Raw genomic sequence first — 19,095 nt, 5'->3', positions numbered from 1 at the left:
TTTACGGATAATTTAGAATTATTTTAATTCTATATAGGGCTTTAATAAAAGACAAGTCACTTAAAGGTCTTTTAATGAACGCCAGAACTCTAAATAATTTGACAATTGCAAAAATTAAACCTAATCTTGTATTATAATAATTAAAGACATTTCTTTAAAAAGTCTTTTAATGGAGTGAACAATATGAAAAACAGCCATTTTATCGATTACGGTACTGAAATTATCATTGGCATTGTAGGTCCAGAGGCATTAAAAAAGGAAATGTTGAAAGCACTGGAAGCTTTCCCGAATTTCAAGCCTGTCTTTCTCGAAGCAACATCTTCAACGATTGAACAAGGAATATTGTCTTCACTGATTTCGCAAGTAGAAGTCCTGCTGTTCACCGAATTTCCATGCTATTCTAAAGCTAAGCAGCTTGTAAATTTTCCGATTCCGGCTCAATATGTACCGCTCATGGGAACAGGTCTTTACCGCTCTTTATTCCTAATTAAGACGCATAATGAATTTAATCATTTTTCAATTGATACCGTAGAAGAAAAATATATCCAAAGAATCCTCTTTGAATTAAAAGCAGACAAATATGAATGGAAATCTTATTTACCTGATTATGATCATCCTGAATCAATTGAATCAATTATTGCTTTTCACCAGGAAAACCATGAAAAGTTCGATTCCATTGCAATTACCGGTATCCTTGAAGTTTCCGTGCAGCTCACTCTACTCGGAGTTCCCAACGAATGGGTGACACCAACTTATCAGGATCTAATGGTTTCACTTGAAAGGGCATTGCTGGCAACAGAAGCAAGGAAAAATAAAGAATCTCAAATAGTATTCGGTATCATCGACATTGATAAGTTTGATAAAGCTACAGAGAAATATACGACAGAACATGAGGTGCAATTATTTAAGCTGAAGTTCCAGCAAATCATGTTGAATTATACAAAACTCCTGGATGGACATTTAATCAATTCAGGGGGAGATGAATTCTCATTCATCACTACACGCGGAATCTTCGAAAGAGAAACACGCGGGTATAAATATATACCGCTGCTAAATTCAGTCAAAAGCCAGCTTGGAGTAACAATCAGCATAGGAGTCGGTTTCGGCCGTTCTGCAGCGGAAGCAGGCAACCATGCCAGGCTTGCACTGCGCCAATCAAAAGAATTGAATGGGAACGTCTGCTATATAGTCCGTGAAGATCAAAGTGTCATTGGCCCGGTAGATATAATCACAGACAACCAATATGAAAAATATGACCTTTCCATTACTGATGCCGAATTGCTTGAAAAAGCAGAAAAAGCTGGGATGTCGGCAGCATATATGACTAAGCTGATGGCTCGTGTGGCACGGCACAAGAAATACGATTACACAGCACAGGAATTGGCCGATACGCTAAATATCACTATCCGGAGCGCTCACCGGATTCTGCTAAAATGGATGGATGCCAACCTGGTAGATATTGCCGGAGAAGAAAAAATCACTTATAAAGGAAGGCCAAGACGCATTTATTCCCTCAGCTTCATTATCGATAAGCATCAGAAAGAAAACTGGTAAAAGAGTTACAAAAGGAGGAAGCTGCATACTTATCGCTGCTGAATCCTTTTCTCCCCCAAATCCTTTTACAGAAATACCCTCATTCCTGTCTTTCTGCTCTTATTGGCTGCTTCAATAAAACGGATAATATCCAGGATTTCTTCCAAAGGGACAGCTGTTTTTCCAGTAGAAAAGAAATGAATAATATGCTCCAGAAGACTTGCATAGAAAGGCTTTGCAGATGAATCAACCAAGATATATTCACTTCCTTGCTCATGGTGTATAACCGCTCCAAAACTGTAATTGCCTCTTCTATTTCCCCTAACCGTACCGATTTTTTCATTTTCCCATTGGGCTGCAATCAGATCATGATCTCTATTGCCTACAGCTGTAATATGATGAACACCTCTCCCTAAAATGGCATAAAGCATTTCAATGGCATGGATTCCGTACCAGAAATACCCAGGCTGAGTCACAGCCATTTCCATGGGTCCAAAGCAGTCTGCCCCAATGATTTCACGTTTTTCCAAAGCAGCCAGGGACTTCTGCAGCGCTTCGGCAAAACGCAAAGCAGATGCACTCATAATAGGAGCCTGATTCTGCTCTGCTATCTCTATCATTCTTACTGCATCAGCTGCACTTAAACAAAATGGCTTATCAATGAAAAGCGGCTTCTGAAAAGGAGCGAGTCTGCTGACCTGCTCTAAATGAGCTCTTCCATCTACAGACTCAACCAATATGGCATCGCACTTTTCTGCCACCTCTTCAATAGATTTAACTATCTCTACATCATAAGCTGCAACTTCCTTTGTAATCCCCTCTATACGAGAGCAGCTTAAGTCAAAGTCCGGTGATCCGGCGGGACTGGCAATGACCACTTTTCCACCACCAACATGGAATGCCTCCTTAGGGTCATTCAGCAGTTTTGTGAATATAGCAGCATGGGAGGTATCCAGTCCAATCATACCTAAGTTAAGTGTCGACATATTGTATATTCCTCCAGGTTTGAAGACTTATTTTAGCCCTGATAACTGGATACCCTCTGTAAAATATTTCTGGAAGAACAAGAATATCAGGAAAGTTGGAATGAAGGATATGGTAGCTCCTGCCATTTCAATCCCGAAATTCCCTTCTTTGTTTAAAGTTGAGGCGAGCCCTACTGTAATAGGGTACATTTTTTCATTTGTCATATAAATCAATGGCTGAAAAAGATCATTCCAGTTGCTTACAAAAGCAAATGTCCCTACAGTTGCAATGGCCGGGAATGCCAATGGCATATAAACCCTGCGGAACACCTGAAGATCATTGGCCCCGTCCATCCTGGCTGCCTCATCAAGTTCCATAGGAATTCCCTGCATAAATTGACGGACCAGAAAAACTCCCATGATCGCCCACAATTCAGGAACAATTAATGCTTGATATTCATTTATCCAGCCAAACTTAGAGAACATGATGAATTTCGGAATGATTAATAATTGGGAAGGGATCATAATGACCGCCATGAACGTCCAGAATATTACTTCCCTTCCAATGAATTGCTTTCTGGCAAAAATATAACCCAGTATCCCGGCAAAGAACATTTGAGAAAAAACTGGGATTACCGTCACAATAATAGAGTTTAAGATCCATCGAAGAAAATTGTCATTCCTGAACAGGTAGGCAAAGTTGCTCCATGAAGGATCTGTCGGGATCCAAAACAAGGGATCCAATGCAGCAAAAGTTGTTACTTTAAATGAACTCAAGACCATGATTAAAAAAGGAAGCAGGAAACAAAAAGCCAGAAAGAATGTCAATAAATACTTCAGTGTCTTTTTTCCCAAAACGGATTCATCCCCCTTACTGCCACACTGCTGTTAATAAATGCTTTGATCATTACCAAAATATTTCCTCTGGATAAGCGATATAATTAAAATGATGATAAATAGTACATAAGATAATACCGCCGCATAGCTGAAGTTCAGATTTGTAAAGCCGATCGAATATAGGTAATAAACGATTGTACTGGTTGAGAAATTCGGTCCCCCATTCGTTAACAAAAATGCCGAGTCAAAGATTTGGAAGGAACCAATCGTTGTAATGATCAGCACATAGAAATGGATTGGTTTCAACAATGGGAATGTAATCATCCAAAAAGATTTAAACGCAGAAGCCCCATCAATCTTTGCTGCTTCATACATATCTTTAGGTATTGACTGCAGCCCGGCAAAATAATAAATCATGGTGCTTCCAGATACTTTGAAAATGCTTAAACCAGCTAATACAATAAGAGCCTGTGAAGAATCAGAAAGAAATAATTGGGTATCCACACCAAAAAAACCAAGTAAAAAATTAATAAAGCCTGAATCTGTCCCTGAAAAAAGCCATTCCCAAATGCCAGCCACAACAACGAATGAAGTGACGACCGGAAGGAAGAAAATCCCTTTAAAAAATTTTGTGAACCGGACCCCGGATTTCAGAACGAGTGCAAGGATCAGTCCTAACGCCATTGTTGGCGCAATATAATAAAATGAAAATAAAACTGTATTCCATATGGATTTCCATGCTATTTTATCCTGGAATAACTGCTTCCAATTTTGCAGTCCTACAAATTCAGAAGTACCGATTATACGGTAATTCAGGAAAGTCAAAATAAAGCTGTAAACAAACGGGAAAACCTGAAAGATAAGAAAATGGATGAGGATGGGCACGAGAATAATATAAACAAGAGCATTCTTCCTCCATTCATCCTTTATTCTTTTTGCCAGAGGCTTCTTTGCTATGAGTGGCACCCTGCTATCATTTGCTAAGATCTTTTCCAAGGAATCACCTAATTTCAATTTTTAATAGACAGTCAGCTGAGGGAATGAAAACTGCCCAATTCATGAACAATGGAATTAAGCAATAGAGAGCTTTATCCACAATGGAATAAAACCCTCTAAGCTTAGACCATAATTCTACGGCTTAGCCAGCTCTGCCTCGATTTGCTCAGCCGCTGCGTCTGCTGCTTCCTGAGGAGTCTTCTCTCCTGCCATCATTGATTGTACCTCTGCCTGGATAAATGGCATGATTGCCCGGCCTTTTGGATGGATAACTCCTGGAAGAGCATATTGGGTATATCCGGATAGCTGATTCATATATTCGTTAGAATCAAAGATATCTTTTGCTTCTTCCTGAGTCGGGATATACTGAGTTACAGTGTTGAATATCCGCTGATTATCTGCATTCGTGACAGCTTTTACAAATTCCGCTGCCGCATCAGGATTATCACTATTAGATGGTACTGTGAACATTCCTGTAGTTCCGTAGGTTAATTGCTCTTTATTTTTTAAAGGAGGCGCAATAGCAAAATCGAATTTTCCCTCTTTTTGAAGCATGGTAATATCAATTCCGGATCCAAGAATCGCCAGTATTTTCCCGCCGAACCACAGTTCATTGTGGTTGCTTGCTGTTACTGAGTCTTCAGGAATATATTTATTCTTATACATATTGTTTACCATTTCGAAGGCTTTGACACTCTCATCGCTATTGATAAGTACTTTGTTATCTTCAGTCACAACATCTCCGCCAGCCTGCCAGATCCATGGATAGATCGTACCATTCATGGAACCTCCGCCAGCATAAGACAATGCATAGAAATCTTTTGCTTTTGCCTTTGCAGCCCAATCTTCGAATTCATCCCATGTTGTTGGAAGCTTGGATGGGTCTTCCCCAATCGCTTTAACAACATCCAGGTTATAGAAGAATGTATAAGCTTCCTGTAAAATTGGCAGCCCATATTTTTTATCCTTCCATGTTGTTGATACCAAAGAAGACTCAACAAACCCTTCTAGGTCACTATCTTCCAGGTAAGGATCCAATTCTAACAGCATTCCTGCATCAGCATACTGAGGCATTTGGTCAGGGATGGCATAGAAAACATCCGGACCGTTATTAGCTGCTAGTGCAGTAAGGACTTTTTGATCCCGGTTAGACCATGGAATCGTTTCAATATTTACTTTTACATCGGGAAAGTCTTTATTGTAATTAGCAACGATTTCTTTCCACATTTCTTCTTCTTTCTTGGCATCACCTGTATAAGGATGAACCCAGACAGTGATCTCCCCGCCTAACTTGCCGTCCGACTTCTCATCAGATGTTGTTCCAGTTTCATTATTGCACCCTGCCATTACCAGGCAGAATGCCATCAAAAGAGCCAAAAACCATATTTTTTTCTTTTTCATTAAGAAACCCCCCATTATTGGATTCAAAAGCTTTACATCTTTTAAACTTAAATCCAAACTTCTTCTGATCCCTCCTTGAAAATAGCTTTTCACTCCATGAAAGCAATAACAATAAATCAACAAATCTTATTAAACCCATTTTATTTTTTTCTTAATATTGTGACAAGTCTATAAAGGGTCTTTAATTCAAAATTATCAAAAAACATATCAGCTGGTTTATTTGTCATTTCGAACTAAACAAAATCAAATTCCCTGTTACTAAGTCCATGTTATAATAATTACATTGAATTTGTAATTTATGTAAAATGATCATGAAAGGAAATGGAGGAAACTTCTTGGGTGGTTGGGAAAAGTTCAATGTCTTTTCAATTTGGATGCTAAAGGCTGCTTACTTGAATATTCTATGGATCGGCTTTACTTTGTTAGGTTTTGGCTTATTTGGTTTATTTCCAGCCACTGGTGCCATGTTTGCCATTACACGTCAATGGCTGCTGAAAGAGCCGGTGGAAAAGATTTTTTCTGTGTTTTGGAATACCTATAAGAAAGAGTTTTTCACTCTTAATAAGTTTGGTTTGTTTTTTATTGTAATTGGCTATATTTTAGTTTATGACTTTTTATTTTTGCACATAAATGGTTTTAATCTGCAATTCTTTCTCCCGCTAATTATCTGCGTGGCTCTTACATATATCATTACGCTTCTCTACTTCTTCCCAGTTTACAATCAATTTAATTTAAATTTTTTTCAGTATGTTAAACAATCTTTCCTCATCGGGGCAACATGTATAGTTGAAACGTTACTTATATTTATTGCTGTGATGGGGCTAATGGTGATTTCAAGGTTAATACCAGGCATTATTCCTTTATTTACCGGAAGCGTAATGGCATTATCGATAACCTGGTGCAGCAACCGGGCCCTGTGCAGGATAGCAGCACGTAAAAATATGATTAATAATCCATCAGCTTAGCAGCGCCAAACGATTGACACTCCTTTTCAGAAAATTTCAAACAAAGGATTTAAAGACCCATTATAGTCTTGAAAAATGACTTTTTTCTTTTAGACTTTAGTATAAAATCCATTGATTCGCCGAGTGCGATTAAAGTTATACTCTATTCTTCTTCAGAGTATCGTGGATTCCATGCTAAGGAGGTTTATAGATGGATTTCAGCAAGCTTTATTATTATAAGCCCGTCCCAAAAGTGTCTGACCTTGTAGTGAAAAGGGATGTTATTGTGTATGGTGCAACTCCGTCAGGCATTACAGCAGCCATACAAGCAGCAAAGATGGGCGCATCAGTGGTGATAGCTGAATTTGGAAGGCATATTGGAGGGATTACTGCAAGTGGACTGGGTGCTTCTGATTGTGGGGCAAAGGAAGCCATTGGCGGATTATCAAGAGAGTTCTTCCGCGAGTTAGGATATTATTACAGCACTGATGAACAATGGACTTTTGAACCTCAGGCAGCTAAATATGTTTTTGATCATTGGATTAAAAAATATAAAATTGAAGTCATTTACAACCAGCATTTAGAGACAGTAATAACTAAGGGCCAAAGAATCACTGAAGCTATCATGGAGGACGGGACTGCATACAAAGGAAGTTATTTCATAGATGCCAGCTATGAAGGCGATCTGATGGCTAAATCGAATGTTTCTTACTTTGTAGGAAGAGAGTCAAACTCCACCTACAAAGAAACATATAATGGAATCCAATTCGGCCACCCGCATCATCAATTTGAAAAATGGGTCGATCCATATATCGTTGAAGGTGATCCATCTAGCGGGATTCTTCAAGGAATCACTGAAAACAGACCTGACACTATAGGATATCAAGGACAAGGTGACCATCGGATTCAGGCCTATAATTTCCGTATCTGCCTGACAAAAAACAGGAAAAACCTGATTCCATTTCCAAAACCGCCTTCCTACAGCAGGGATCGTTTCAAGCTATTGCTGCGTTATATAAAGGCAGGGGTATGGGATGCCATGAATCTGCATACTATGCTCCCAAACGAAAAAACAGACTTGAATAACTATGGAGGATTCTCCACTGATAATATTGGCCGGAATTATGAGTGGCCTGAAGGAAGCTATGAAACCCGGGAAAAAATATTCCAGGATCATTTTGTATATAATCTTGGCATGCTGTACTTTTTGGCCAATGATGATGAGGTTCCTCAACATATAAAAGATGAAGTAAGAAAATGGGGACTGGCCCAGGACGAATTTACAGATACCGGCAACTGGCCTCACCAGCTCTACATCCGGGAAGCAAGGAGAATGATATCAGACTATATAATGACTGACCATAATTGCCTGGGAGAAGCCTTGGTGACAGATTCAATCGGCCTTGCCTCCTATCAGATGGACTCCCATCATTGCAGAAGAATGGTCATAGACGGCAGAGTTTATAATGAAGGTGATGTGGAAATTCCAATTTCCCCCTACCCAATCTCTTATCGTTCCATCCTTCCAAAGGCAGAGGAATGTACAAATTTACTTGTTCCCGTTTGTTTATCCAGTTCGCATATCGCTTATGGATCAATCAGGATGGAGCCTGTCTTCATGATACTCGGCCAATCTGCCGGCGCAGCTGCAGCTTTAGCTCTTCGAACGGATTCAGCGGTTCAAGCAGTTCCATATGAACTATTGAAAGATGAGCTGATCAAATATGGGCAGGTGCTTGAGTGGGATGAGACAATTGAGGATGATCCAGTCCAGCGTATGGAATCAACATTTGGTAAATCATAAAAATTGATAAAGGCCACCTTTTTTATGGTGGCCTTTTATCATTTTAATCTGGACAGCATAAAGAGGCCTTTTTTAGACGTTTTAAAGACAAGGCACTTTATATATTCTTGAATTAAATCTGAATTTTCAAAACTCAATATTAACTAGACAAGAAATCGAGGTGATCTCTAGAATAGCTTACCATGTGGGATCAAAAAAATCATGATCTTATTTGATTAAAGATTATAGGAGGGTATCCATAAAAATGCATTTAAATAAAAATTCCCTATGTTTATTGCTTTTTATAATATTAATACTAACTTCTATCTCCTTTACTCCCCTTCCCACCTCTGCTGAAAATAAAATAGGAAAGGAAATCCTGGTTCCAAATGGCGATTTTGAAGCCGAATCCACTCCAGCATCAGAGATTCCATTATGGGATTATTGGACTGGCGGATATCGTTCGGGTATGTCGGTATCAAAGGAAGTCGTAAATACAGGCAATCAAAGTCTGTCTGTACAAAACTCTGGAGTGGTTGGTTTGTTCAGCCAGGAAATTTCAATCAAAGAAGGAAGTAAATATCAACTTTCTGCAAAAATTTATGTTGAAGAATTAAAAGGAAGGCCAGGAATTTGGCTCCGCTGGATAAATGAGCAAGGAAAGATTATGTCTGACACTCCGCAATACTTCGATATTAGCTCTTTTAACGAATGGAAAAGTGTTGATATTAAAGCGACCGCCCCAACTGGCGCCAAAGGTTTAAAGGTTTTTATCTATCAATCCTCTACAGCAGCAATGAAAGGGTATTATGATGATATTAAACTATTCGAACTGGAATCAGATGCACTTGAATTTCCAATAGAATATGGAGAAACCATTAATCACGGCCCGGCTGCGCTTGCTGCAAAGTCACAAGGCGTAGCCATTGGTGAAGGTGAATTGTATTACGCTACTAACGGCTCCCCTTCGACCTTCTATGCTGCAGACGCCATTACTGGCAAGAAAATTTTCTCTCAAAGCCTGCCCGGGAATGATGTCATTTGGGGAATGGTTATCGGTTCCGATAACAATGTTTATTTTGCCGGCACTCAAAACGGCATCCTTTACAGATATTTGGTTAAAGAGCAGCGAATTGAGCAGCTGGGGAAAAACCCTTCTGACAATTGGGTCTGGCAGCTGGAGGCTTCGCACGATGGGGCCATTTATGGCGCAACATATCCGAACGCAAAAGTCTTTAAGTTTGATATAGCAAGTGGTGAATTCACTGATTTAGGCACGTTTTATGAAGGGCAGCAGTATGCCAGAGGGCTCGGAATTACTAATGAAAATCTTTATGTTGGAACTGGCACCACTGCCTACCTTATGAAAATGAACTTGAAGACAGGCGAGAGAACTGAAATCAGCACACCGATTACCGGAACTTCTACCCAAATATCGAATATATGGGAATATGGCAGCAATATTTTTGTAGCCTATGGAACATCAATGATCACTATAGATAAAACAACTGGAGAAGTTAAAAAAACTATGGGCTGGCAGGATGAGAATGCATTTGACGGTCTGATATCCCCTCCCTCTCCATATAATGAAAATTTAATTTATTATATTAACAAAAACACACAGCAGTTATGGACATATGATATGAGAACGCATGAAACATCAAAAGTGGAACCTGCCTTACAGCTGCCAGCTTCTCCTGCTAAAGCAATCCGCTGGATTAAAGATGAAAACGGCAAAGACGTGCTGGCCATTCTTCACCACCAGATTGAATATTCCCTCTTTGATCCTGAAGAGAAGACGGTTGAAGTAAAGTATCCTGAAGTGGATATGCAAGGCTTGCTGATGCAAAGCCTTGAAATTGGAGAAGACCAGAGGATTTACATGGGTGGCTATCAAGGTTCCTTTGGTATTTTTGATACATCCATAGATAAATACACGCTACATGAACGCGACCCACATCAAATTGAAGGAATAGGCTTTCTGAATGGCGATGTATATTTGGGAACGTATGGCGGTGCCAGGATCTTTAAATTTAATCCTGATTTGCCATTTAATTACTCTAATGGCAGTAATGGGGATAATCCGGAAATGGTTTATGATATGGGTGATGACCAAAGCAGGCCTTTTACTTTTACATCAGGGGATAATAAGCTATTCACAGGAACAATCCCTGATTATGGAAAGTTGGGCGGTGCCTTTACTATTTATGATTCTGTTAATCAAGAATGGAAAACAATCCGCAACATTATAAAAAATCAAGCTATTATTGGCTTAGCCTACCAAAATGGGGTCGTGTTTGGCGGATCAACAATATCAGGCGGCCTGGGGATAGAGCCTACTGAGCCGACCGCAAAAATGTTCCAATACGATGTGAAGACAGAAAAGCATGAAGTCTTTGAACTTAATGTAGAAGGGCTGGCAAAGCCGGAAATGATTGGCGAGCTATCCATTGGCCCTGACGGGAAAGTCTGGGGAATCGCTTGGGGGTTAGATGAAAAAGGTCAATATAACTCTGTTGTTTTTGCAATGGATCCGAAAAGCCGAGAAGTTATAAAAAGCACACAATTATATAAGGGTGAAAATCGCGGAAGCCAATGGCGGCCATTTTTCCTTCGCTGGGATAATGATGGCTATCTTTATACAACAGCAGGCCGAAAATTAACCGTTATAGACCCTAATACTATGAAAAGCAAACAATTGGTTACAGGCACTGTCCAACTAATGGATGTAGACAATGAAGGAAATATATATTATACGGCTGACCATAATTTATATCAATTGCCTGTTAAATTAGATAAAGCTTCATTATCTGCAGAAAATGACGTGCTTATTCAAGGAAGTCAGCAGCAGCTTGAGCTATCTGTCACCCTCTCAAATGGAAATGAAATCAATCTCGCCGGTGCAGAGATTAAGTGGTCTGTATCCAATCCAGTGGCTGCATCCATTAAAGAAGGTAAGCTTAGTGCATTCAATGCTGGAACTACAGAGATATTTGCAGAGGTGTCATATAATGGTGAGAAGGTGATCACCAATAAAATTACCATCACAATTGAAGTAACTGCTGAAAGCTTATCCAGTCAAATACTTGGATTAGAGGAAGCAGGTATCCTTCCACATCCCCTTTCAAAACAGCTGACAAACTCTTTAAAACAGGCTGATCAGCATTACAGGAAAGGAAACTTAAAGCAAGCTATAAAGCATCTTGAAGACTTTCGAAAACATTTGAACAAAAAAAGTACAGACGAAGCCGTTAACAAGATCCTGCACACTAATGTAAATTCTATAGAGCGTTCTTATAAAATTTAACAATAAACAAAAAATGGCGGCCAGACAGCCGGAATAATCTGGCTGTCTGGCCGCCCAACTTATTAGAGATTCGACTCCTTCTTTTTTTAACCACTATAAACAGCCTCACAAGTCCCTGCCTTCGGTTCATAATAACAATGATTCTTAAACTGGCCGGCAAAAGGCTGATCATACCAAGTGGGAGGACAAGGGGCATACGGATTAAAATACCATAGAGCATACTTCCCCGGATGCTGTCTCCAATAATCAAGGTTCTGCTTGGCTAATCGTCTCTCCGCTTCCCTTGCCCTTTGATAAAACACATTGCCCTTTTGAACGGCTTCAAAAGAATAATTTCCGCCCTGCACCTGAAAGATGACATCCCGAACAGATCTCAAATCCTTAAAATCCAAACAATTGGCTAAAAGACGGTTCACAATCACATTTCCCACGTACAGCATACCCTGCTTGCCTTCCCCTTCAGCCTCTGCCCGCATCATCCTGGCCATCAAATCCACATCAGCACTTCGGTAATTCACTCGTGGCATATATCTCACCTCCATGACAGTGTATGATGGGGAGGCCTGTTTGAATGTTAGTGATTGTGGAATGGGGATGTCCTTTTTATAATCGGTACAAAAAAAAGCGAACAGCATCCATAAGCTGTTCGCTAAATATTTTATCCCCAAATTTCCTTAGAAATATCTACAATATACTTCAGCTTAGCCCACTGCTCTTCCTCTGTCAGGATATTGCCGTGATGGGTAGAAGCGAATCCGCATTGAGGGCTGATGCATAATTGCTCCAGCGGTAGATATTTGGTTGCTTCTTCTACACGTGCTTTAATGTTCTCCTTGTCTTCCAAAGTGCCATGCTTGGACGTGAATACACCAAGCACCACCAACGGTCCGCCATTTGGAACGAACTCCAGAGGACCGAAATCGCCGGAACGGTCATCATCGTATTCCAGGAAAAATCCGTTCACCTTCTCTTTTGCAAACAATACAGGTGCAATCTTGGCATAGCTGCCTTCGAATGCCCATTTAGAGCGGTAATTCCCGCGGCAAAGGTGAGTGGTTACAGTCAGATCCTCCGGCTTATCCTCCAGCACACCGTTCACAACTCTTAATGCCAGGCTGATTAATTCCTCACGTGAATAGCCGCTGTCATTGAATGGAATTTCCGGTGCATTCAGGCCGGCGATGTACACATCATCAAATTGAAGGTAGCGGCAGCCTGCATCATAGAAGGCTTTGATGCTATCCTTGTAAGTCTGGATAATATCATTCGCATAATCTTCAACGTCCGGATAGATATCAAGGTTGCGGATGCCTGCGTTAAATAATTGGTTAGGGCTTGGGATGGTCTGCTTTGCAACCGCACGGTCACCGACAATTTCTTTAAATTCGATAAAGTCTTTAATATGCGGATGATCTTGGTTAAACGTAATTTTTCCTGTGACCCTCACATCATATCTTTCCGTTTCTTCCCCTTTGAAGGCAAAGCCATGATCCGGCACGTAGCCCTCCACCCCATTCAAATGTTCAAGGAAATCGGTATGCCAGAACCGGCGGCGGAATTCCCCATCGGTGACAGCCTGAAGGCCGACCTCAATTTGCTTGTCCACAATCTTCTTGATTTCTTCTGTCTCAATAGCATGCAGCTCCTGGGCTGTAATCGTGCCTTCCTGGAACTCCTTCCTGCTCTTATGGATTCTCTCCGGGCGCAATAAGCTTCCTACATGATCTGCTCTGAATGGTGCTTTAACAAGTGTCTTAGTCATAATGAACTCCCTCTCCCCATATATCCAAGGCTTATAAAAATGCTGCCCTGGAACTTGGCTTGTTTTCATTAAAGTAAGTGTAGCACAGGGATTTTCTTATAACGTAACACAATGTTACTATGCCTTGTTATAGCTTAAAGCTATAACCCGCCAAGCTCTTCTTTTATGCTTTCTTTTAAATATTGAATATAGATATTCGCAAGCGGGCTGTTGGTCACATTTTTATGCGTGATATAACCCACATTAATCTTCTCATCCACCTTTAAGGGAATGGCTATGATATCCTTGCTGTTTAATTTATGGCTAATGACTCCTGTAGAAATGGTATAGCCGTCCAGCCCGATCAGCAGATTAAACAGAGTGGCCCGATCCGTCACCCGGATATTCTTCGGCCTGGAAAGGGTGCTGAGAATCTCCTCGGAAAAATAGAAGGAATTATAGTCTCCCTGCTCATATGAGAGATAGGGATAAGGATCCAAATCAGATAAAGTGACATAATCCCTTTCTGCAAGCGGATTTGTGGAGCTGATAAATATATGGGGATCTGCCTCAAACAGCTCATGAAACTCCAGACTTCCTTCCCTCAAAAACTTATATATCACATTTCTATTGAATTCATTCACATACAAAATCCCGATCTCACTGCGCAGATTCTTCACATCATCAATGATTTCATAGGTCTTCGTTTCCCGCAGGCTGAATTCATATTCCTCCGGATCATATTCTTTTAAAAGGCGGACAAACGCACTTACCGCAAAGGCATAGTGCTGGGCAGAAACAGAAAAGTGCTGCTGCGGGGACCGTGCATTCGTATAACGGTTTTCAAGAAGCTCCGCCTGCTCAACCACCTGCCTGGCATAGCCTAGAAATTCTGATCCTTCAGGAGTGATGATAATCCCCTTATTGGACCGCGAAAAAATCGTGATTCCCACTTCCTCCTCCAGCTCTTTCAGTGCATTCGAAAGGCTGGGCTGGCTGATAAACAGCCTTTGTGCCGCTTTGTTGATCGAACGGCTTCTGGCTACTTCGATTACGTATTTTAGCTGTTGTAGTGTCATGGCTACTTCCTTTACAAAGAGTTTTTTGCTTTAAAGCTGCTAAATAGTATATGTGGTGCACAATTCTCCATTATTTCTATCTGGTTTGGAGAAGATTATAAGGCAATCTACAGCAATAATCCATTAAATCCTTCTGGCGCTTACACACTTCTGATCCAGGTGTTGAAGCAAAAGAAAGAATCCAGCCCCAGCAGCCAGATTCTTATGTATTCTATGCTTCTACCTTATTAAAAAACTGCGGCAAATGTTCTTTGTGGGCTTCAAGCATTTCGTCGACAATTTGCTTTGCCAGCTTGTCAGATGCAACTAAAGGATTGATCGTCAGTGCCAGGACAGCTTTATCATAATCTCCTGTGACAGCAGATTCTGCAGCGACTCGTTCAAAAGATTTGATCTGCTGGACCAATCCGCGGACCGGCACAGGGAGGTCACCCATGACAATAGGTCTAGGGCCGTCCTTTGTAATAATACAGCTTACCTCGACTGCTGAATCATCCGGAAGGCTCGCTATCGCTCCATTATTCAATGTATTGACAGGCTGGATATCGCGTTTGTCATTGTACATAGAAGAAATCAACCGGACAGCTGCATCAGAATAGTATGCGCCTCCGCGTTTCTCAAGCTGCGGCGGCTTAATGTCCAGGTTGGGATCCTTATAAAGTTCGAAAAGGTCATTTTCAAGTTTTTGAACTACCTCTGCACGGGTACCTTCCATCTCTGAATTTTTCAAGTCCTTCTCTACCATTTCCCTCGTTTTATAATAATACAGATGGTATGGGCATGGAAGAACGTTTAGGGCTTTAAGAAAAGATGGTTCCCATCCAATTCCCTGAACATTCTTTACAAAGCTGCTATTCTGCGGATCAGTGAGAAGGTCTATTACTTTTCCTTTTACACTCTCCCCATCCAGGTATACATCAAGGCCATATACCATGTGATTCAATCCGGCAAAATCGATACGGATACGGGAATGTTCCACATCAAGCAGTTTAGCGATTCCCATTTCCATTCCTATAGGTACATTGCAGAGGCCGACTACCTTTTTGATATTAGAATAGCGGAGCACCGCTTCCGTTACCATTCCAGCAGGATTTGTAAAGTTAATCAGCCAGGCATCAGGACACAATTCCTCCATATCTCTGCAAATATCCAAAATAACCGGTATAGTCCGCAAGCCCTTGAATAATCCACCAGGACCGTTTGTTTCTTGTCCCAGCACCCCGTATTTTAAAGGGATTCTTTCATCCTTTGCCCGTGCATCTAATAATCCTACCCGAAATTGCGTTGTTACAAAATCTGCATTCTTCAAGGCTTCTTTACGATCAAGGGACAGATGAACTTCAATGGGGAGCCCTGCCTTCTGAACCATCCGTTTAGCGAGATTCCCTACAATCTCGAGCTTCTCTTTTCCAGCTTCTACATCAACCAGCCAGAGCTCACTTACCGGCAGCTCATGATACCTCTTAATAAAGCCTTCAACTAACTCAGGAGTATAACTTGACCCCCCGCCAATGGTAGCTATTTTTATTCCTTTTTTCATGCATTCACACCTCCGGATAGATTTACGTGCTCATACAAGTCTACAAATTCGCCTGCCATGTCTTTTATCGTAATCGCATTCATAAGATGGTCCTGAGCATGCACCATTAACAAAGTAATCTCTGTACTTTCTCCTCTCACTTCCCTTTGGATCAGAGACGTTTGGATAAGATGCGCGCTATTCAGTTCATTAGCAGCTTCCTCAATTTTTTTTCTTGCCCCAGCTATATCCCCGCTCTTGGCAGCAGCAATTGCTTCCATGGCAGAGCTTTTTCCATTGCCGCCGTGAAGGATGATTTGAAAGATTGTCTCTTCGATGCCAGCCATAAAGAAAACATCCCTTCCTTCTATGATTTATTTATAAAAGACAAGTTCTACCTATTTCATGTGCAAGAAGGGAACCTATGAAGCTATCCCTTTTGACCGTTAATCAGATCAATAGCAGCCTTTAAAACTTCCGGTCCATTGCACATTCCATAATGAACAGGATTAATAGAATCTACTGGTATATTTTTTTCCTCGCATAGCTTTTTCATTTGAGGCATCAAATAACGCACCTGCGGACCAAGGAGCAATACATCTGCATTATCAATATGCCGTTTAACTGCATCTGCCCCTTCCGCCCAAATCTTTGCCTCAATGCCCTGGCTTTTAGCTGCTGTTTCCATTTTAGTCACCAATAAGCTTGTAGACATTCCTGCTGCGCAGCATAGCAAAATATTCATCCTCTTATTCCTCCCTGATTTGTTTATCTTGCAAAAAATGTCCTCCATAAAATTCATTAATTCTTTTTTTATCACTGGAATTCATCTAAACAGGTTCCGGACCATGCCAGTCCAGGAACCTGTTCATCCCTTTCAAACCACGGACTTAATAGAAACCTCCCTAAAGGTTATAAGGTCTATGCCCCTGTCAGTAATGGCTTTTTGAACAGCAGGGTCGGTTAATATGGTTAGTTCCCTGACACGCTGCAAAGCATATGAACTGCAAGCATAGACCTGTTCATCAACAAAAGCAGGATGTGTCATTAACTCTGCAGTTTCATAAGGACGTGCTTTATCAAGCAGTTCGAGCAAATACTCTGTCGTCAGCTGATCTCCATAAAATTCATGATTAAAATATTGGACAGGCTGCAATGGGTTTGGATCTGAACTTACTTTTCTAATAGGCAATTGATTTTCCCTGGCTATTTTTTCTACAGCGGGATAAACATTTGGAAGTGAATGCACATGATGATGGCTGTCGATATGAGTGGGTATTATGCCAAAAGAAATGAACTTTTCAAATTGGCTCCTTAATTCAAGTTCAATTTCCTCTGGAATTCCATCCTCCTCTATTGCCGATATCCTGTTAAATTCTCCTTGGCTATTTACAAGCGAGGCCGCTTCATTGCTTACCGGCCTTCCGCAGGTCAACACGAAATGGATTCCCACTCCAAGGCCAGGGTTATTCTTCGCCAGGCCGGCAGCATGTTCTGCTCCAGGCATATTTGCCATTAATGTGGTTGAGGTAACCACACCATTTTGAAAGGCTTCAATGATTCCCAGATTAACTCCTTTTGAATAGCCGAAATCATCGGCATTGATGATTAACTTAGTCATTACTTCAGCTCCTTACATGCTTGCAACTTTTTTATTGGCATCGACTGGAGGCTGAAAACCGCCTTCTTCAACGAGCTTTTGTTTATCCCAGATGCGGAAGAAAGGATAATAGATGGTAAAAGCTAAGGCAAAGTTTATTAATTGCAGGACAGCACCTGACATTTTTCCTCCTGCTGCCAAATATCCCCCGATAATCGGAGGCATTGTCCATGGAACCGCAATGCCTGCCGGTTTTGCGACCAGCCCTGTACTCATGCCAATATAGGTGGTTAAGACCATTACAAGCGGTGTAAGTACAAACGGAACGATCAAAATAGGGTTCATCACAATTGGCATTCCAAATACGACAGGTTCGTTAATATTGAACAGTCCCGGCCCGATAGCTAGACGGCCTAATTGCTTCATTTGCTTGCTTCGTGCCCTCAAAATCATCGCAAGCACCAATGCTAACGTTGCGCCGCTTCCTCCTATATATACAAAGATATCGAAAAATTGCTGTGTGAATATATTCGGCAAAGTGTCGCCCCCCTGGAACGCAAGGCGGTTGGCATCCATTGCTGAGAGCCAAATTGGCCCCATTACTCCTCCAACAATGGAAGCTCCATGTAATCCACAGGACCATAACAGCTGTACAAGAAATACTGCAACCAGGCTGCCAATCAAACTTCCGCCCAGAATGCCAAGTGGTTTTCCAAGCACTTCGCCAATGATATTATGCAAGCTCTGAAAATCCGTCTGCTCTACCAGCAGGCGAAGAACCCAAATGACCGTGATAACAATAAAACCTGGAATGAGTGCAACGAATGATTTGCTGACAGCAGGCGGTACGCCATCAGGCATTTTTATAATGATATTTTTTTGGATGATAAATCGGTATATTTCCGTTGAGAGCATGGCAATAAGCATCGCTACAAAAAGTCCCTTGCTTCCCATTAAAGCGGCCGGGATCGCTCCTCCTACAAGTACTGCTTCTGATGCTCCGTCTGGCGTAAAGGAGACCTGGTACGGTGTTGCCAAAAGAAATGCCGCAACAGAAATTGCACCTGCAGACAGCGCATCCACTCCATATTTTTCAGCAAGGCGGTAAGCTATGCCAAAGGCGGCAATCAAGGCCATAATATCGAAGGTCGCACCCACTGGATACATCAGCTTTGTCAGCCATTGATCACCGAATGTATTTGCCATGAAGTCGTCATAGCCGGGAATAGGCAAGAAACCCAGAATCAGGAATAATGAACCGACAATAATCAGCGGCATCGTCAGGATAATTCCATCACGGAGTGCCTGAAGATGGCGCTGGCCCGCTACCCTGCCTGCAACAGGCATCACCTTATTTTCAAGGAAATCATTCATTTTGCTCATTAAACTC

General features: G+C 41.2%; 16 protein-coding genes. 4 read left to right on the top strand and 12 right to left on the bottom strand.

Annotation, left to right across the window (positions count from 1 at the left end; genetic code table 11):
- Nucleotides 1–183: 183 nt before the first annotated feature.
- The gene (locus CYJ37_RS01100; RefSeq protein ID WP_101547569.1) at nucleotides 184–1,554 is read left to right on the top strand and encodes a hypothetical protein; all 1,371 of its coding nucleotides are present in this window, start codon (nucleotides 184–186) and stop codon (nucleotides 1,552–1,554) included.
- Nucleotides 1,555–1,619: 65 nt separating this feature from the next.
- Here the strand turns inward: CYJ37_RS01100 and CYJ37_RS01095 are convergent, their stop codons facing one another.
- The 4 genes from CYJ37_RS01095 to CYJ37_RS01080 all read right to left on the bottom strand — a co-directional run bounded on the left by CYJ37_RS01095 (nucleotide 1,620) and on the right by CYJ37_RS01080 (nucleotide 5,732).
- Nucleotides 1,620–2,519: a Gfo/Idh/MocA family protein gene (locus tag CYJ37_RS01095; RefSeq protein WP_101547568.1), complete on the bottom strand. Its 900-nt coding sequence runs from the start codon at nucleotides 2,517–2,519 to the stop codon at nucleotides 1,620–1,622.
- A 27-nt stretch (nucleotides 2,520–2,546) separates the two neighbouring features.
- Nucleotides 2,547–3,353 carry a carbohydrate ABC transporter permease gene (locus CYJ37_RS01090; protein ID WP_101547567.1) on the bottom strand — a complete coding sequence of 269 codons (807 nt, stop codon included), beginning with the start codon at nucleotides 3,351–3,353 and terminating at the stop codon, nucleotides 2,547–2,549.
- 33 nt (nucleotides 3,354–3,386) lie between these two features.
- Complete coding sequence (locus CYJ37_RS01085; RefSeq protein WP_257964181.1) at nucleotides 3,387–4,322, bottom strand: carbohydrate ABC transporter permease; 936 nt, start codon at nucleotides 4,320–4,322, stop codon at nucleotides 3,387–3,389.
- A gap of 144 nt (nucleotides 4,323–4,466) precedes the next feature.
- Nucleotides 4,467–5,732, bottom strand: coding sequence for a sugar ABC transporter substrate-binding protein (locus CYJ37_RS01080; protein WP_180827219.1), 1,266 nt, complete (start codon nucleotides 5,730–5,732; stop codon nucleotides 4,467–4,469).
- A gap of 335 nt (nucleotides 5,733–6,067) precedes the next feature.
- Between CYJ37_RS01080 and CYJ37_RS01075 the strand changes: the two genes are divergently transcribed.
- The 3 genes from CYJ37_RS01075 to CYJ37_RS01065 all read left to right on the top strand — a co-directional run bounded on the left by CYJ37_RS01075 (nucleotide 6,068) and on the right by CYJ37_RS01065 (nucleotide 11,766).
- Nucleotides 6,068–6,697, top strand: a complete 630-nt coding sequence (locus CYJ37_RS01075) for a YesL family protein (RefSeq protein ID WP_101547566.1) — start codon at nucleotides 6,068–6,070, stop codon at nucleotides 6,695–6,697.
- 190 nt (nucleotides 6,698–6,887) lie between these two features.
- Nucleotides 6,888–8,480, top strand: coding sequence for an FAD-dependent oxidoreductase (locus tag CYJ37_RS01070; RefSeq protein ID WP_101547565.1), 1,593 nt, complete (start codon nucleotides 6,888–6,890; stop codon nucleotides 8,478–8,480).
- A 244-nt stretch (nucleotides 8,481–8,724) separates the two neighbouring features.
- Complete coding sequence (locus CYJ37_RS01065) at nucleotides 8,725–11,766, top strand: FIMAH domain-containing protein (RefSeq protein WP_101547564.1); 3,042 nt, start codon at nucleotides 8,725–8,727, stop codon at nucleotides 11,764–11,766.
- An 86-nt stretch (nucleotides 11,767–11,852) separates the two neighbouring features.
- On the opposite strand, the gene CYJ37_RS01060 is transcribed toward CYJ37_RS01065, so the two are convergent.
- From CYJ37_RS01060 to celB, 8 genes are all read right to left on the bottom strand, one after another.
- The gene (locus CYJ37_RS01060) at nucleotides 11,853–12,293 is read right to left on the bottom strand and encodes a cell wall hydrolase (RefSeq protein WP_022543758.1); all 441 of its coding nucleotides are present in this window, start codon (nucleotides 12,291–12,293) and stop codon (nucleotides 11,853–11,855) included.
- Between the two features lie 131 nt (nucleotides 12,294–12,424).
- Entirely contained in the window at nucleotides 12,425–13,528 is a 1,104-nt protein-coding gene (locus tag CYJ37_RS01055) for a 5-methyltetrahydropteroyltriglutamate--homocysteine S-methyltransferase (RefSeq protein ID WP_101547563.1), read from the bottom strand.
- A 140-nt stretch (nucleotides 13,529–13,668) separates the two neighbouring features.
- On the bottom strand, nucleotides 13,669–14,586 hold the full coding sequence (locus tag CYJ37_RS01050; RefSeq protein ID WP_101547562.1) for a LysR family transcriptional regulator: 918 nt from the start codon (nucleotides 14,584–14,586) through the stop codon (nucleotides 13,669–13,671).
- A 211-nt stretch (nucleotides 14,587–14,797) separates the two neighbouring features.
- Nucleotides 14,798–16,126, bottom strand: a complete 1,329-nt coding sequence (locus tag CYJ37_RS01045; protein ID WP_101547561.1) for a 6-phospho-beta-glucosidase — start codon at nucleotides 16,124–16,126, stop codon at nucleotides 14,798–14,800.
- Nucleotides 16,123–16,452 carry a PTS lactose/cellobiose transporter subunit IIA gene (locus CYJ37_RS01040; RefSeq protein ID WP_101547560.1) on the bottom strand — a complete coding sequence of 110 codons (330 nt, stop codon included), beginning with the start codon at nucleotides 16,450–16,452 and terminating at the stop codon, nucleotides 16,123–16,125. The genes CYJ37_RS01045 and CYJ37_RS01040 overlap by 4 nt, the downstream gene beginning before the upstream one ends.
- An 83-nt stretch (nucleotides 16,453–16,535) precedes the next feature.
- Nucleotides 16,536–16,850: a PTS sugar transporter subunit IIB gene (locus CYJ37_RS01035; RefSeq protein WP_022543756.1), complete on the bottom strand. Its 315-nt coding sequence runs from the start codon at nucleotides 16,848–16,850 to the stop codon at nucleotides 16,536–16,538.
- A gap of 132 nt (nucleotides 16,851–16,982) precedes the next feature.
- On the bottom strand, nucleotides 16,983–17,726 hold the full coding sequence (gene chbG, locus CYJ37_RS01030; RefSeq protein WP_101547559.1) for a chitin disaccharide deacetylase: 744 nt from the start codon (nucleotides 17,724–17,726) through the stop codon (nucleotides 16,983–16,985).
- A 12-nt stretch (nucleotides 17,727–17,738) separates the two neighbouring features.
- The gene (gene celB / locus CYJ37_RS01025; RefSeq protein WP_101547558.1) at nucleotides 17,739–19,088 is read right to left on the bottom strand and encodes a PTS cellobiose transporter subunit IIC; all 1,350 of its coding nucleotides are present in this window, start codon (nucleotides 19,086–19,088) and stop codon (nucleotides 17,739–17,741) included.
- Nucleotides 19,089–19,095 lie beyond the last annotated feature (7 nt).

The organism is Bacillus sp. UMB0728 (assembly GCF_002858875.1).
Classification (GTDB): Bacteria; Bacillota; Bacilli; order Bacillales; family Cytobacillaceae; genus Bacillus_AB; species Bacillus_AB infantis.
Note: the sequence above shows the minus strand (reverse complement) of the source record. Positions and strands in the feature narration are given on the sequence as shown.